At 37.4% G+C, this 15350-nt stretch carries 14 protein-coding genes; all 14 read left to right on the top strand.

The annotated features are described in order from the left end of the window. Window positions 1–379 precede the first annotated feature (379 nt). Window positions 380–2047: a flagellar basal-body MS-ring/collar protein FliF gene (gene fliF, locus J7R05_RS05755; protein WP_208541571.1), complete on the top strand. Its 1668-nt coding sequence runs from the start codon at window positions 380–382 to the stop codon at window positions 2045–2047. Between the two features lie 22 nt (window positions 2048–2069). Beyond that, window positions 2070–2822 (top strand): hypothetical protein, encoded by a 753-nt coding sequence (locus J7R05_RS05750; protein WP_208541570.1) that lies wholly within the window; start codon window positions 2070–2072, stop codon window positions 2820–2822. Beyond that, entirely contained in the window at window positions 2819–4000 is a 1182-nt protein-coding gene (locus J7R05_RS05745) for a flagellar motor protein MotB (RefSeq protein ID WP_208541569.1), read from the top strand. Before J7R05_RS05750 ends, J7R05_RS05745 begins: the two co-directional genes overlap by 4 nt. Next, complete coding sequence (locus J7R05_RS05740) at window positions 3997–5358, top strand: chemotaxis protein (RefSeq protein WP_246468232.1); 1362 nt, start codon at window positions 3997–3999, stop codon at window positions 5356–5358. The genes J7R05_RS05745 and J7R05_RS05740 overlap by 4 nt, the downstream gene beginning before the upstream one ends. 2 nt (window positions 5359–5360) lie before the next feature. Continuing rightward, entirely contained in the window at window positions 5361–6503 is a 1143-nt protein-coding gene (locus J7R05_RS05735) for a flagellar hook-length control protein FliK (RefSeq protein WP_208541568.1), read from the top strand. Then, a complete protein-coding gene (locus tag J7R05_RS05730; RefSeq protein ID WP_208541567.1) occupies window positions 6466–7032 on the top strand; it encodes a lytic transglycosylase domain-containing protein in 567 nt (188 codons plus the stop codon). Before J7R05_RS05735 ends, J7R05_RS05730 begins: the two co-directional genes overlap by 38 nt. 236 nt (window positions 7033–7268) lie before the next feature. Then, window positions 7269–7955: a response regulator transcription factor gene (locus tag J7R05_RS05725; RefSeq protein WP_208541566.1), complete on the top strand. Its 687-nt coding sequence runs from the start codon at window positions 7269–7271 to the stop codon at window positions 7953–7955. A 222-nt stretch (window positions 7956–8177) separates the two neighbouring features. Continuing rightward, window positions 8178–9389, top strand: a complete 1212-nt coding sequence (locus J7R05_RS05720; RefSeq protein ID WP_208541565.1) for a flagellar hook protein FlgE — start codon at window positions 8178–8180, stop codon at window positions 9387–9389. 30 nt (window positions 9390–9419) lie between these two features. Continuing rightward, window positions 9420–10790, top strand: coding sequence for a flagellar hook-associated protein FlgK (flgK, locus tag J7R05_RS05715; RefSeq protein WP_208541564.1), 1371 nt, complete (start codon window positions 9420–9422; stop codon window positions 10788–10790). Window positions 10791–10797: 7 nt separating this feature from the next. Further along, window positions 10798–11880, top strand: coding sequence for a flagellar hook-associated family protein (locus tag J7R05_RS05710; protein ID WP_208541563.1), 1083 nt, complete (start codon window positions 10798–10800; stop codon window positions 11878–11880). A gap of 16 nt (window positions 11881–11896) precedes the next feature. Next, a complete protein-coding gene (gene flaF, locus J7R05_RS05705; RefSeq protein ID WP_208541562.1) occupies window positions 11897–12265 on the top strand; it encodes a flagellar biosynthesis regulator FlaF in 369 nt (122 codons plus the stop codon). 10 nt (window positions 12266–12275) lie between these two features. Continuing rightward, on the top strand, window positions 12276–12707 hold the full coding sequence (gene flbT / locus J7R05_RS05700; RefSeq protein ID WP_208541561.1) for a flagellar biosynthesis repressor FlbT: 432 nt from the start codon (window positions 12276–12278) through the stop codon (window positions 12705–12707). 1 nt (window position 12708) lies between these two features. After that, complete coding sequence (gene flgD, locus J7R05_RS05695; protein ID WP_208541560.1) at window positions 12709–13191, top strand: flagellar hook assembly protein FlgD; 483 nt, start codon at window positions 12709–12711, stop codon at window positions 13189–13191. Beyond that, window positions 13188–13454 (top strand): flagellar biosynthesis protein FliQ, encoded by a 267-nt coding sequence (gene fliQ / locus J7R05_RS05690; protein ID WP_208541559.1) that lies wholly within the window; start codon window positions 13188–13190, stop codon window positions 13452–13454. The genes flgD and fliQ overlap by 4 nt, the downstream gene beginning before the upstream one ends. Window positions 13455–15350: the final 1896 nt, after the last annotated feature.

Raw genomic sequence — 15350 nt, 5'->3', positions numbered from 1 at the left:
CAATAAATATTTTATTATAATTTATCTGTAAAGAAAAAATAGTTTTACATATTTAAAGATAAATTACAATAAAACACATATTGTTTATTTATAAAATACAGATTGTATTTATATATAATTATATTATAAGCATAGATATAGTTTAAAAGTTAATTTTTTTACTGCTTTCTTTTATTAAAAGACGATATTGTTATCTACATAATGCTTTAAGATAATAGTCAATGGGTATTATGAGATTTTTTTGTTGAAAGTGAGCGTCATTTTCGCGCAAGTTTTATTTTTTATGGCTTTAAGGAAAGAGAGTAGATAAGCAGCTATAGAAAAGTTGTCTTTATTTGGCTCGAAATGGGTTTTTTCTCAATAAAAATGGTGCAACTATATGCTTGATAAACTTTTGGCTTTTCTTTTTTCTTCCGGCCAGGCTCTTCAGAAATTAGGGGTAAAGCGTCTTGTTGCGCTTGGTCTGGTTGGAATCACGTTGTTTGGAACGATTTTATTTTCCAGTTTTTATTTAACACGTCCTTCTTATGAGACGCTTTATATTGGTCTTTCTCGTGATGATGTGAATCGTATGGGGGTGGCTTTGAGCGAAACGGGAATTGCTTTTGATGTTTCTTCCGATGGAAGTTCTATTCAAGTTCCTGTGGGGCAGGCGGAAAAGGCTCGGATGTTTCTTGCAGAAAAAGGGCTTCCTACATCAAATAATGCAGGGTATGAATTGTTTGATAATATGGGGTCATTGGGATTAACATCTTTTATGCAGGAAATTACCCGCCAACGTGCTTTAGAAGGTGAAATTGCGCGCACAATTCAAGTTGTGCAAGGTGTAAAGGCTGCACGTGTTCATATTGTTTTACCAGACAAAGGGTCATTCCGTAAGGCTAATCAGAAGCCTACAGCTTCTGTTATGATTCGTACAGATGGTAGTTTTTCAGTCGAATCTGCTCAATCTATTCGCCAGTTGGTATCTGCGGCGGTTCCTTCGCTTGAAGCAAGTTCTGTGACGGTTATGGATACACGGGGGCAGTTATTGGCTTCTGGGGTTGATGCGGCGAATGGAGCTTCTATTCGGATGGCTTTGCTTGAACAACAAGTTGCATCGCAAATTGATGCTAATATTCGTAAGCAATTAGTACCTTATCTTGGCCTTGATCACTTCCAAACGAGTGTGCAAGTTGATTTGGATACAGATCGTCAACAGATCAATGAAACTGTTTTTGATCCGGAATCGCAGGTTGTACGTTCTGTGCGCTCTGTGCGTGATCAGGCGGATAGTCAAAATAGCCGCAATAATGATGCTGTTGGGGTGGAGCAAAATATACCACAAGAGGAAATTGCTAATGGTGGTGGAGAACGTTCAACTGATAAAAAAGACCGTCGTGAAGAAACGACTAATTATGAAATTAATTCTAAGATTATTTCCACTGTTAAGGATGGTTATAGCGTGAAAAAACTGGCTGTTGCTATTGTGGTGGATCGTGCACGTTTGGTTCTTGCAAAAGGTAACAATGGGGATTCTGAAAGTTTCATTAATGATGAAATTAATCGTATTCAGCAGATGGTGGCAACAGCTGCAGGACTTGATCCAAAACGTGGTGATATTATCAATGTTACAGCAGTTGATTTCATTGGCTATTCTGATAAAGATCTAACACCTATACAAACGCCTATTTGGAAATCATTATCACCTTATTTATCCAGTTTCGTTAACGGATTGGCTTTGGTTATTGCTGTCTTGTTGATTTTGTTCCTAGGTGTGCGCCCCTTGATGCGTGAAATGCGTGAGGGACAAAAGACTCTTGATAATGAAGAAAATGCTTTGGCAGGTCTTAAAGATGTACTTGCTTTGGAAAATCAATCTAACACTAATGGAGAATTTGGTGGCATTGCAGGTGCAAAAGATGATACGCTTAATAACTTACGCAGTCGTATGCGCGTAGCTCCCCAAAATCGTCTTGAACAAATGATAGCAATAGATGAACAACGCTTTGCTGAGGTTTTACGCGAATGGGTTAATGACGCCAATGCAACTGTACAACCCGCATAGATTTGCCAAAGTGAGATGTTGAATGGAAGCGATCAAGGGAATGGAAAAGATAGGTGAAGAACTTAAAAAAGAAGCAAGTGATACACTTGCTTCTTTTCTGAGTGATTTTTCATCTGTCGATAAAGACACAGAGGTTTTACTTTTTAGTGGTGAAAGTAAGCAGGCGCATGATAACGAGAAATATGAGGAATTTTTGTTATCCGGTACTGATTTTTTAAAAGAAGATATGGAAGAAATATTGCCTCTCCATGTTGCTTCTGAAAATGCTGTTGATTTTAAAATTATCGAACAAAAAACTTTTGATCAGGTTGAACAAGAAACGGCAGAAAAGTTGCAAAAACAATTTGCGGCTGAAAAACAGCAAATGGAAGAAGAGCATGCCAAAGCTATTGAAGCGGCTAAGCAAGGTGTGGTTGAAACCCTGGGTGCTCAGATGCACAGCCAATTAATGGAAGGGTTTGCTGATTTGCGTCAAGGGGTTGCTAAAGATATTGCGCAGGTACTTGCTGCCTTTATTGGTGAGAAAATTACACAACAGGCACTTCAGCAATTTGCTACAAAGATGGTAGATCAAGTTACCGATGCAGAGCAGCCTTTAATTCTTGAGGGAAATGAAAAGCTGCTTGAACAGCTCAAAAAACAGGAGGGGTTTGATGCTTCTAAATTTGAATTTCAATCAACTAACAGTATAGAGATACGTTTACGTCGCGGTAACGTGGTTACTGCTACACAACTGACTCCATTATTGGCAAACTTGCAGGAGTTGGTTCAATGAAATCTGAAGGTGAACAGTCTCACTCTGAAATTATTATTGTGCGTCGTGGGGGGCATGGCGATCATGACGAGCACCATGGGGGTGCTTGGAAAATTGCTTATGCTGATTTTGTGACAGCAATGATGGCGTTTTTTCTTGTGATGTGGCTTGTTAACGCAAAAGATGAAGAAACTAGAGAAGCTATTGCAAATTATTTTAATCCAATCAAACTTACGGATTCTCAAACAAGTAGCCGTAGCATTCAGAAAAAAAATGATATTGAAGAGGACAAGATTTGTCCTGTTGGTCAGACATGTGGAGGCGATAGCAAATCAGAAAGTGTTCAGCCGGTTGCTTTGGAAGAAACAGAATTAATGCGTGATCCCTATGGTGGGTTGGAAAAAATTGTTCAATCCCAGCAAAATGTGCAAAGTCTCCCTGATAATGATGGGAAGCATGAAACTCTTATGGATAATAGTAAGGGTGATTCGAAAGAGAATTTACTAGCAACTGATTATCGGGATCCATTTTCACCTCATTATTGGAATGAAAATGTGGCATCTCATAACAGTACGTTGAATGCGCAAGGAATAGAATGGAAGGAAGGTCAGGCACAGCAACAATTTGTGCAGGAAGATGTCCCTTCTCAGGAGTCACGTGATTTTGCAAAAGAGGTGACAGATCTTATTAAAGAAATAACTGATGAAAATCATTTATCCGTTAGTGTATTCCCAGTCAGAGAAGGTGTTATGATTGAGTTGATGGACCAGCTTGAGTATGAAATGTTTAAAGTTGGTTCATCTGTGCCTGCGGCACAAACAGTTAAATTTATTGATCGTATAGCAAAAGTTGTTGCAAAGTATCCAGGAGATGTGGTGGTTAGTGGTCATACTGATGCACGCCCTTACCGTAGTGCAGCTCGTGATAATTGGCAACTTTCAACATCACGTGCACAAATGGCTTATTATATGTTAGTGCGTGGTGGTTTGGATGAAAAACGCATTTTGCGTGTTGAGGGTTATGCAGATCGGAATTTAAAAAACAAACAAGATCCTTATGCTTCTGAAAATCGACGTATATCCATTTTTGTACGGGATCCAAATGTTGATCTTACGCAGGAAATGCCTGCCTTAAAAAAGGTCTTGTCTAAACATCCAAGACAAATGGAATCAGTTTCTCAAAAGGAAAAAACACCATGATTGTAAAAAGGGTATATGGTGCTGGTCTTTTGTTTTTTATAACATTTACACAAGGGATTTTTGCGCAAGGAGCAGGGGAGGCTTCCCAAAAAGAAGAATCAACTTCTTATAAAAAAGCTGAGGAAATGTTTGTAGTTCAGGCAGTGTCCTCTTTTAAATCTGAGGAGTCTTCTGTTGGGTCAGAAGCTGTTTTGTCTCATCCAATGCAGCTTGTTCGTTCTTTACAAAATTTACAAGATCAAATTGTATCAGGCCAAGAGGAAGTGTTGCAAAAACAACCGCAGCTTTTAAGAGAAATTGGTGAAAAATTTTTAAATTTTAATCCTAGCATTTGGAAAGATGAGCAAAATCTTTACGCATTATTGATTTATCTTTTTAATGGTGGCAACCCTTCGGTTGTACGCGTAATTTTAAAAAATTATGGCCAAGGGGTGATTTCAGAAAATATAATGACTGGTGTTTTGGCTTATTTGTCTCATAAACAAGAGGTCTTTTTTAAAACTTTTGCAAATTTAACCGATGAAGATATTCAATCTATACCACCTGCTTTATTCTTTTCTATAGTGCTTTCTACAGTTGGTAATACGATTATAAAAGATCCTGTTCTAGCTATGAAACAATTGGATCAAGTAAGGCTTCTTGCTCCGGGAACTTTATTTGAAGAAAGTGCAATTCGTCGTGAGATTAAGGTTGCTACGATTCTTGGTAAGACGGATCTTTTTACTTTATTAGTGCGCAATTATGCAAGTCGATTTGGGAAGTCACCTTATGCAAAGGACTTTTGGCGTGAGTTTGGAATTGCTATACCACGCATTGATGAGAAATTAGATGATCAACAGTTAGAGGCATTGATTTCATATGCCCCGCTTATGGTACAATTGATGGCATATATGGATGTTAGTCGCACTGCATTGATTAATGCGCGTATGGAAAGGGCGCAATTGAGTGCTCAAAAAGCTTTAACATTGGCGCATGAACTCAATGTCAATGATACACCGGCCCGCCTTTATTATGCTGCTAGTTTAGCTAGTTCTGTAACAGCACATGAGGCGGAACAATTGTTACAGAATATTTCAGGCAAAGATTTATCAGAAAAAGATCGCTTGTTATTTATTGCTGCGCAGGCTGTGGCACAAAGAGTTACTTCTTCTCTAGTGGATGGTCAAAAAGAAGTTAAGACACAAAATTCTACACAACCACAAAGTCAAAAAGAATTAGATACAATGTCAAAAGAAGTTGTGTCGAAAGAAGCTGTTGAACAACAAAATGCTCCATCTTCTACATCAACAGAAATAAATCAGCTTGTCGAGCAAGCACGAGAAAAAATAAATGAAGTCGATAAATTATTGAGGACATAGATATGATGATAAATACTGATGAATTATGTGATATTCTTTCTACATCAGTGTCTAAAGTTAATAAGACTTTGGTTCAACCAAAAGAAGGTGGAGACAATCAGTTGCGTGAAGCGTTTAAAGCGCTGGTTAGTCAAGGTACGAAGCTGTCGGATGAAAAGGTTTTTGAGGAAGATTTTTCTCAGGCAGAAGAAGAAGCTTTAAAAGAAGATTTAGAACAGGATGATGCTAAAACTTTAAAAGCAAAAGATAAGCGTTTAAAAGATAAAAAGAGAGTTTCTCTTCAAGATGTTTCTTACCCTTTATGCTTGGTACAGCAGTTTGTGAAACAAGAAAAAATTGCGCAAAGATCAGACAGATTTGAAAGAAATGAGAACGCACCATCTTCTATGAAGGGTAATGTGCAAGATCAAAAGATTACAGAGATTCAAAAAACAGATGTGGTTAAGAATGAAATCCAAGGAGAGAACCAAGTTAAAGCCGCTGAAAAAAATCCACTTGCACGGAAATTTGTACCAAATTTTATACACAGTGTTACACAAAATAGTGAACCATTAATGGCCCGTTTGGAGGTGGGGGTTGAAAAATCTCAACTTCTAGAGGGTCTGGAAATAGGTGATAAATTTACTTTTGAAAAAGAAAATTCTGCTTTAATCAATAAGTTAAGCGATGTTGACATTACGTTGAATAAAAAGGTTGGCCATGTGCAGCTTTTGCGTTTGAAGTTAACACCTGCTGAGCTTGGAACGATTGATGCTAAATTGCGTATGAGTGCGCAAGGGCTTCATGTTGAATTGCATATTCAACGTCAAGAAACAGCGCGCCTTTTGGCTAACAATCAACAGATGTTGGTCCGCATTTTGGAAAAGGTTCCTGTTAATGATGACAGTCGCATCTTAGTCAGTATTATTGATAAAAGTGTTCAAACTATCCAGCATGGTCAGTCTTCGCAGATGGATCAGGGGGCAGGGCAGAATGATAGTGGACAAAATTTCAATGGTCAGCGTCAGGCTTTTGGTCATAAGGGTCAGAATGAACAAAATGAATCAAGGCAGTTTTTCAAACAATTTTTATTGGTGGATTCATCGCTGTTGGATATTTCCGTTGACAATGTTCATCCACACGATCCTTATCGGTTGGTTGTGTAGCTTTGTTACACTGAGCAGTGCTATAGCTGCTGGAAATGTGTGTGAAGCGGAAATGATTGGTGCTTCTAAGCGTTATGGTATTCCTTTGGGTATTCTTTATGCGATTGGTTTAACAGAAACAGGTCATAAAGAATCGCTTCAGCCTTATGCATTAAATATTGATGGCAAAACTGTTTTTGCTAAAACGCAAGCGGAAGCTTTACGTATTTTTAAAACTGCTCAACAGCGTGGTGCTAAATTAATCGATGTGGGTTGTATGCAAATCAACTATTTTTATCATCGTAAACATTTTTCTTCTGTGGCAGAAATGCTGCAACCTCATGTTAATGTAGATTACGCAGCGCGCTTTTTACGAAGTTTACGTCAAAAAGAAGGCAACTGGACTATGGCAGTTGCACGCTACCACGCTGGCCCCAATAATGACCCAGCTCAAAAACGTTACGTATGTCGTGTTATGCGTAATATGATTGCAAGTGGTTTTGGTCAATGGACTCCTAATTCTCGAGCATTTTGTAAAAACGCACATTGAATCATTTTTTGAAGAAAAAATGGCACATTGTTTCATTTTGAGCAATTTTATATGTATTAAACAAGTATAAGTTGTACAAACAAATTAACAAAGCAATTATAAATAGTAAATCATTGATTTATATAAGATAAATTAGAAAAATAACTTGTGTTTTTAAAGATTAAATTATACGTTTTTTTAAGATTTAGATCTTTCCGAAAATAAATTTTAAGTTAAGTTATGTGAGTGAGAAGCGCATGATAGTTGTAGTAGATGACCGTAAATTAGTAACGGATGGCTATTCTACGCTGTTCGCTCGAGAAGGAGTAGCTACAACAGGTCTCCTTCCTTCAGATTTTAGTGAATGGATTTCAACAGCTCCAGAGCATGAAGTAAGTTCGATTGAAGCGATTCTTTTAGGAAAATGCGAAAATCAAATTAAACTTCCAAAAGAAATCCGCGCATACAGCTCAGCACCTATTTTAGCTATGACAGAAACAAACGTTCTCGATCATACAATAGAGCTTTTTCAAGCTGGCATTGATGACGTTTTACGCAAACCAATACATGTGCGCGAAATTCTCGCACGTATTGCTGCCATTCGCCGACGCGCTGGAGGTGATGTTCGCAGTGTTAGCGCCGCAATAGAAATTGGCCCCATCAGCGTCTTTAATGATGGACGTGATCCACGCATCAATGGTATAGACTTTCCTCTTCCACGGCGCGAAAGACGTATCCTTGAATACCTTGCAATAAACTACGGTAAGCGCGTTAACAAAACACAAATTTTTAACGCTATCTATGGTATCTTTGATGACGTTATCGAAGAAAACGTTATTGAAAGCCATATTAGTAAACTCCGCAAGAAACTCAAAATAAAAATCGGTTATGACCTTATCGATTCAAAACGATTTCTTGGTTACAGTTTAGTAGTTAAAAATTAATGTTTTTAAAAACCTCTGCTTTTTTCTATTTTTCTGCCTTTTTCTTAAAATACACTGTAGTTAGCACTTATAATTTCACTCTCTCCTACGCTAGAAATAAAATTATTTGTAAAATGTGTTTTTTTTAAGGTCATTTTATTTCGATAGAAATGTTAAACAAAAGTTTCGCGCAAGAAAGTCTGCTTATGATAACGTAATAGGCTAACATTAACAGGAGATGATATGAGTATTTATGGAATGATGCGTACGGGTGTTTCAGGTATGAACGCTCAAGGGACACGCCTTTCTGGTGTGGCAGAAAATGTCGCTAATGCTAATACAATTGGATATAAACGTGCAGATGTCCAATTTTCTAATTATGTGCTACCTTCTGGAGATTATGCCTATGTTCCTGGTGGGGTGAGGAGCCATGTTGGTCATGACATTTCAATTAGTGGTCCGGTGCGTGCAACAGGTCGGGTGGGCGATGTGATGATTGATGGTAATGGTTTTTTTCGTGTCGCAGATGAAAACGGAATAGAATATTTAACGCGTGCAGGTTCTTTTTCTCGTGATAAGGATGGATATGTTCGTAATCTAACTGGTCATTATCTTTTAGATGAGGATGGACAAAGAATTCAAATTAAAGGTGGCCCGACTGATTTATTTGGTCCTGAGGTCACAACAAAGATTGATTTTAAGGTGAATTTTGACGCCAGTGCAGTGGTTTTAGATCCTCCGGGAGATATTGATCCTAATGCCCCTGAAAGTTATAATCATAAAAAATCGGTAACCACTTATGACAGCCAGGGTAAGAAGGTCCAGGTTGATTTTTATATGCGTAAAACTGATGATAATGAGTGGACAGTTGATGCCTATGTTGGAGGGGAGAAGGTTGGTACTACGGATTTAGTTTTTGATAAAGATGGTAATCTTAAAGATCCGGTGGACGATTTTACATTAACGCTTCCAGAAAATGATGGGGAAGATGGTACTTTTGAAGTTGCTGTAAACTTAGGTGGGGTAGGAAAAGATTCCTTGGTTACTCAGGTGGGTAATTTATCTGCCTTTGAACTTGAAGCAGATGGTATGGAATCGGGTGCTTTTGACGGTTTCACTTTTGGTCGCAATGGTGAGATTGAGGTAAGATATACTAATCACCAGATGCGTGTCGTGGGGTACGTGGGTATGACCACTGTGACGTCACCAGAAAATTTGACTGTTTTAAGTGGCTCTGTTTTTGGAATTAATAGTCGCACAGGAAGCCAAATGATGGGACGTTCTGGAGATGGTGTATTTGGTTTGTTGTTCTCAGGTTGTCTTGAAGATTCAAACGTTGAGATGAGCGATGAATTAACAGACATGATTGAAGCTCAACGCAATTATACGGCCAACTCCAAAGTTTTTCAAACAGGCTCTGAATTAATGGATGTTATTGTTAATTTGAAACGATAATTTAGGTAAAATTTAAAAGGATTTCAAATTATGGGGTTTAACTCAACAATTAACACAACACGAAACTCTCTCAAGGCGACTACAGGTCAATTGGGTATTGTTTCGCAAAATGTAGTTGGCGCTCAAGACCCAAACTATGTCCGGCGAACTTCATATATAGAATCAGGGCCGAGAGGTGCTGTTCACCTTATGGTTCGTCGTGACGGTGATGTCCATTTGTTGAATAATTATTTGGTCAAATCGAGTCAAGCTGCTGTTGCTGGTAGTGTCGCTAACGGGCTTAATCGTTTGTCTAACATTTATGGGGTGGATGAGTTTTCACGCGCACCTTCACAATTGCTTGGCGATTTTCAAAAAGCACTACAAACTTATGCGAATGATCCACAACAGCGTTCTGCGGGAGATGCGGCTGTTGATCGTGCACGTGATTTGGTTTACAGTTTAAATGAAGGCAATCGTGAAATCGAAAAGCTACGCAATGATGCAGATAGCGACATTCAGGATTCTGTTGATCATATTAATGATTTATTGCGACAGTTTCATGAGCTTGATCAGTATGTAGTCCGAGAAAGGAATGCGGGGCGGGATGATAGCATCTATATGGATCAGAGAGATGCAGTTTTAAAAGCTTTATCTCAAGAAATTGGCATCAATACAGTGTATCATTCTGATGGAAGTATGACTATTTATGGTATGGATGGCAGTACTTTGTATGATAAGACCCCACGGGAGGTAACATTTCAATCGAGCGGCTCCTTGCCAGCTGGTGTTGCGGGAAAGCAAGTTTTTGTTGATGGCGTGCCGTTAGGTCACCCGTCTTTTGTTGAACCCAATGGTGGTGGCAATCTTGGTGGATTGTTAAAGATACGTGATGAAATAGCACCACAGTATCAAAAACAGTTGGATGAAATGGCAAATGCTTTAATGCAAATGTTTCCAGGACCTCCTTCCTTGTTTTTAGATGATGATCAGCCAGATGGTGTTATTGGCCCTATTGAGGGGTTGTCAGGGAGAATACGGCTTAATTCTGTATTTGATAGTAATACGCAAGGTGGTGGACCAGAACATTTTAGTGAGAATCTTCAATCGTTAGTGGATGCTTTTGATCAAAAGCGGCCATTTGGAGCAGATACAGGTTTGTCTTCCGAACAATCTATTATGGATTTTAGTAAAAATTCAATTGGTTGGCTTGAAGGATTACGTTCAGATGCGGATAAAGACGCAAGATATCACAGTACAATGTTTTTACATGCGTCTGAAGCATTATCCAACGGAACGGGTGTAAATACAGATGATGAAATGGTGTTAATGTTACAATTAGAACAGACATATGCAGCCACCACGCGTATTATTAGTACGGTTGGTAAAATGTTAGACGATCTTATGATAGCAATTCGGTAGGTATGAAATGAGAGTTCCATCAGTTTCAACATATGTTTTAAGTAATGCACGGCGTGATGTAATTGCTAATGGGCAGTCTGAATTAATGCAAACAAGCTATGAAGCGACTACTGGAAAACTGTATGACCCAGGTCTTACATTAGGCCGCAGAACAGGACGCTTGGTAAATATTGAAAGCCAGATGAGTTATCTTGAAGGTTTTAGTAATACCAATAAATTGGCGATGTTAAGAATGTCTTCTATGCAAGCTGCAATACACAGTTTGATTTCATCAGGTGATGAAGCAGCTGCACAAGGAGCATTGACTCTTTTTAATAATATGCTTGTGGGTGATCCAGGAAATACAACGCCATCTGTGATACAAGCAGTTGCACAGGATTCTTTGAGTGCATTTATTTCTGCTTTAAATACCAATTATAATGGTGAATATGTATTTGGTGGGACTAATACTAGTGAACAGCCGTTGAACTTTTATACAATCGGTGGTGAAACTGGGCCTAGTAAGGTTGTAAGAGATACATTTGATGAATTTCTGGGCGGTAGAAAACCGGAAGATCTTACCAGTGAAGAGATAGAAGAATTTATTGATGGGCCATTTAGTAGCTTGTTTGATGAAGAAAATTTCACCCAAATTTTTTCAAATGCTCAAGATGGCTTTATTGAAAAGCGTATTTTGTCGAATGGTGAGACAGTCAATGTTGCAGCGAGTGCTAATGAAAAAGGATTTCGCGATGCCATGAAAAGTATGGTTTTGGTGGCAGAGTTTGGCGATATTGGTTTGTCAAAAGATGCACAAGAAAGTCTATATTCAAAGGCGCGAACTTCTACTGATCAAACGTCTACAAGTAGTTCTACGAGTGAAATTATTGCTATAGCTTCCAGAATAGGGAGTGCTGAAGCGAGAGTAAAAACGGCTACACAACGAATTGAGATTCAGACAGATCTTCTCATGAAAGCAAAGATTGATTTGATTGGTGTTGATTCAACAGAGGCTGTTCAGAGAGTTCAAGCGTTAGAAGCGATGTTAAATCTTTCTTATACTTTGACAGGGCGGATAAGCCAGTTAAGTCTTGTTAATTATTTAAAATAAGAGGTGCAGTTATTTAATGTACCAAATGCGATATGAAGATGTTATGGAAGATGATGCAATGAGCGCGCGTGAGCGTGAACGGTCTTTATTTGATCGTTGCATTAAACTTCTTTTGGACGCAAAGGCAAAAGGCCCTGGTTCACATGAGGCTAATGAAGCAGTTCAATTTGCTCGGAAGCTTTGGATCATTCTTATTGAAGATCTCGGACAAGCAGAAAATGCTTTGCCACCAGAATTAAAGGCATCTCTTATCTCGATTGGTTTTTTTATTTTAAAGGAAATTCAGAAATTAGATGAGGGAAAAGTTGCTGATTTTGATGTTCTTGTTGAGATTTCAGAATCTATCCGCGATGGTCTTTCCGCTAATCTAGAAAAGTGTGAGTGAGGAGGCAACAATGTATTTAACATTAAAGCCGAATGAAAAAATTTTTATTAATGGTGCAGTTTTACGTGTAGATCGTAAAGTGACTTTTGAATTGCTCAATGATGTGACTTTTCTTTTAGAGGGGCATGTTTTACAAGTGGAAGATACTGATACGCCACTTAAACAACTTTATTTTTCTGCTCAACTTATGTTGATTAACCCAGGAGAAGCTGAACAGGCATTGGCAGTTTTTGTTGAATTGTTAAAAAAATTGCTTCAAACTTTTACTGATAGTGATCTTTTGGAAGGGTTGAAAGAGTGTATCTATTTAACCGAGCAAAATAAAATTTTTGAAGTGTTGAAAGTTATTCGTGGTTTATTCCCAAGAGAAGCGCAAATTATGGGGAAAATACCTTTAACAAATGCAAACACAAGAGAAGTTAAACAGGTTAGCGAGGTGTGATATGACGTTAGGTGCGGTTGGTAGTGGTAGTCTTGAAAATTTTCTGCGCAGAGATAGTGGAAGACAAGATGTTATTGAAGCTAAGAAAGGCACAGATTTCGATACATTTATAAAATTGTTGGTAGCACAGATGAACAATCAAGATCCAACCAATCCTATGGATTCAACAGAATTTGTAGCACAATTAGCAAGCTTTTCAGTTGTTGAACAAACTATAAAAACAAATGATAAACTTGATCAGATACTTTCAAATGCTTCCATTAATGGAGCAGAAGGATATGTTGGAAAATATATTCAATTTGAGGATGCTGATGGTAAGATAATTGAAGGATATGTTGAATCCATAAATATCTATACTGATGGTATGGTTGCGACATTAGATAATAATGAAAAAGTGCTTATTGGTCCGGGTATTACGGTAATGGGCAGTAAACCTGATTCAGGTAATGATCAATCTTATGTTGAGGCTGAGGTTGAAGTATGAATGAAGCTGATGCTATTGATATAGTAACGGCTGCTATATGGACCATTTTAATTGCTAGTGGTCCAGCAGTTCTTGCTGCTATGTCTATAGGGATTTGTATCGCGTTATTTCAGGCGTTAACACAAGTGCAGGAAATGACTCTAACATTTATTCCAAAAATTATTATTATTTTTCTTGTTTTAGCGCTGACAGCTCCATTTGTTGGAGGGCAGATTTATGCATTCACACAATTGGTTTATAATCGAATAGAGACAGGTTTTTGAAAATTTTAATATCATGTTTAGCAAAAATGTATTGAGAAATTTTTATCAATCTTTGATTGTCTGTTTTTAATAAAACTTACCCATTTATATTTGAAGATATCCGCTTATTTTTTTTGTGATCAATGGGGTTGCAAGGGAATTCTATAATTTTTAAAATACTTAAAGCAAATAGATTTTTTTGAGAAGAAATTTGGCAATTATTTCTTCAATCTTGAGAAGGGCTTTTTCTTTTTGGATTGTTGTTATAGGATAAAATTTATTTTAGCTTATAGCCAAACTATACGTAAAGTGTAATCTCTATCTCGTTTGTAAAAAATAATACCGCGGCGCCTATCTTAAGTAGATATACGCTTCTTTAGTTTCAGTGGGCTGAAATTGTATACAAAAATCATCAGAAAACATATTTTCTCTCTCCCCTCAAGAGAATCAGAAGCGTTTGAAAATGTTCAAACACTGCTCAATAATTAACGCGATTTTTAGTTACTAAAAAACAGTAATGAACAAGGATACACCGCAAGAGTGCAAGTAAGCTTTATCAATCCTTTTCATTTAGTGAACGCTTTAATAATGCTTAATATCTTATCTGTCTTGATGCTGCCGAATAAGCTAAGATAACTATGATCTTCAAAAAAGTTGTTTTTGCTATCTATCGGTATCATTCCAAAAAACATTGCCGATGACTCATTCGTTTACAGTGTACTTACGTGGCCTGATTGTCTGAGAAAAGTAGTACATTATATCTTGAACGTTCTACCTATGGATTGGTTAATTCAAATAACAGATAGGTATGAAGCTCCCCATAGGTAATAAGTTTGTCAGATTCAAGTTTGGGTTGTAGAGTGTAGTCTCTTGCCTACTGACCTAATTATGCTGAGCTTTTAGTACAGCAAAAGTTTTCTAAGAGCGCTATAATAATACAGCATGCAAGGAATTACGAATAGGAAGGATATTCCTCCAAAATAGCATTTCTTTTATTGGATCAATGCAATCTCTTATTTCAAGCGGATGATCCTCAGAAAACATTAGAATAGCTAGTAATAGTAGTTTTAGTTCACATGCTTTTATTTCTTAGAGATCAGAATAAGGCTCGATTTATTTGTGATATGGGATTTTCTATTAAGAATGCTGATGAGATATAAGAGATAGTCATTTCTAAGAAATTACAGGAGCCTTTTTGTTTCCAAACGGCTATATACAAGATGCTGCACACTTAAGATATATGAGCGTGCAAGCAAGCAATTGCGTGGTTTGTGAAGTGATTTGTGTCATTACGTTTGCGATGTTTGTTAATGCGATGGTTCATTATTACTTTTTGATAGAGGGAATAGCATAGTATTGTAGCTTGTGTTTTTTTGTATGCCAATAGTAGAGAGATGGTAAGTATCCTTAAGAGAGTTTTCATTAAAATAGAAGTTGTTAACAAGCATATAAGAGTTATTGCTAATGCTCCATAGTATCCATTGATCGCCGAAGCTTATAGTTTCTATTATAGAAGAAGTCTTAGAGAATGAAAAAGCACGTCAAGCAATTGCATAGTGTATGTGTAGTTGAGTCATTTCAGCAAAGTTGAATGTGCAGTTTAATAACATTTGAGGAATGAATGATTGATGTGGGTATAAGGCAGTATGAAAGTCATTATGAGGCTTTGTAAACGCGTTTAGGTAACTACGCCTTTTCTATGTATGCGAAATTTTCATGTATGTTTTTTTGCATTGTGTGTGAGTGTTTTGTTTATTTTTTCTTGTTTTGAATAGAATGCCTTCAGGGGAATTTTGTTTAGGGGTTTGAGACGTTCAGGTATGATTTTGTTTTGATTTTCTTTTTTTTAAAGAATAGTTTTTCTCTTTTAATCTGAAAGGTTTCAAGAGCATAGTGGGTTATGGTTATGCGTCGTGT

Source organism: Bartonella capreoli (genome assembly GCF_902813205.1).
GTDB classification, from domain to species: Bacteria; Pseudomonadota; Alphaproteobacteria; order Rhizobiales; family Rhizobiaceae; genus Bartonella; species Bartonella schoenbuchensis.
This window is presented reverse-complemented; position numbering and strand designations above follow the sequence as displayed.

Excerpts from the sequence above, each read along its gene's own strand:
- flgK (WP_208541564.1), top strand. The coding sequence starts at position 9,420 with ATGGGGTTTAACTCAACAATTAACACAACACGAAACTCTCTCAAGGCG.
- fliF (WP_208541571.1), top strand. The coding sequence starts at position 380 with ATGCTTGATAAACTTTTGGCTTTTCTTTTTTCTTCCGGCCAGGCTCTT.
- fliQ (WP_208541559.1), top strand. The coding sequence starts at position 13,188 with ATGAATGAAGCTGATGCTATTGATATAGTAACGGCTGCTATATGGACC.
- J7R05_RS05740 (WP_246468232.1), top strand. The coding sequence starts at position 3,997 with ATGATTGTAAAAAGGGTATATGGTGCTGGTCTTTTGTTTTTTATAACA.
- J7R05_RS05710 (WP_208541563.1), top strand. The coding sequence starts at position 10,798 with ATGAGAGTTCCATCAGTTTCAACATATGTTTTAAGTAATGCACGGCGT.
- J7R05_RS05735 (WP_208541568.1), top strand. The coding sequence starts at position 5,361 with ATGATGATAAATACTGATGAATTATGTGATATTCTTTCTACATCAGTG.
- J7R05_RS05725 (WP_208541566.1), top strand. The coding sequence starts at position 7,269 with ATGATAGTTGTAGTAGATGACCGTAAATTAGTAACGGATGGCTATTCT.
- J7R05_RS05750 (WP_208541570.1), top strand. The coding sequence starts at position 2,070 with ATGGAAGCGATCAAGGGAATGGAAAAGATAGGTGAAGAACTTAAAAAA.
- flaF (WP_208541562.1), top strand. The coding sequence starts at position 11,897 with ATGTACCAAATGCGATATGAAGATGTTATGGAAGATGATGCAATGAGC.
- J7R05_RS05730 (WP_208541567.1), top strand. The coding sequence starts at position 6,466 with ATGTTCATCCACACGATCCTTATCGGTTGGTTGTGTAGCTTTGTTACA.
- flgD (WP_208541560.1), top strand. The coding sequence starts at position 12,709 with ATGACGTTAGGTGCGGTTGGTAGTGGTAGTCTTGAAAATTTTCTGCGC.
- J7R05_RS05720 (WP_208541565.1), top strand. The coding sequence starts at position 8,178 with ATGAGTATTTATGGAATGATGCGTACGGGTGTTTCAGGTATGAACGCT.
- J7R05_RS05745 (WP_208541569.1), top strand. The coding sequence starts at position 2,819 with ATGAAATCTGAAGGTGAACAGTCTCACTCTGAAATTATTATTGTGCGT.
- flbT (WP_208541561.1), top strand. The coding sequence starts at position 12,276 with ATGTATTTAACATTAAAGCCGAATGAAAAAATTTTTATTAATGGTGCA.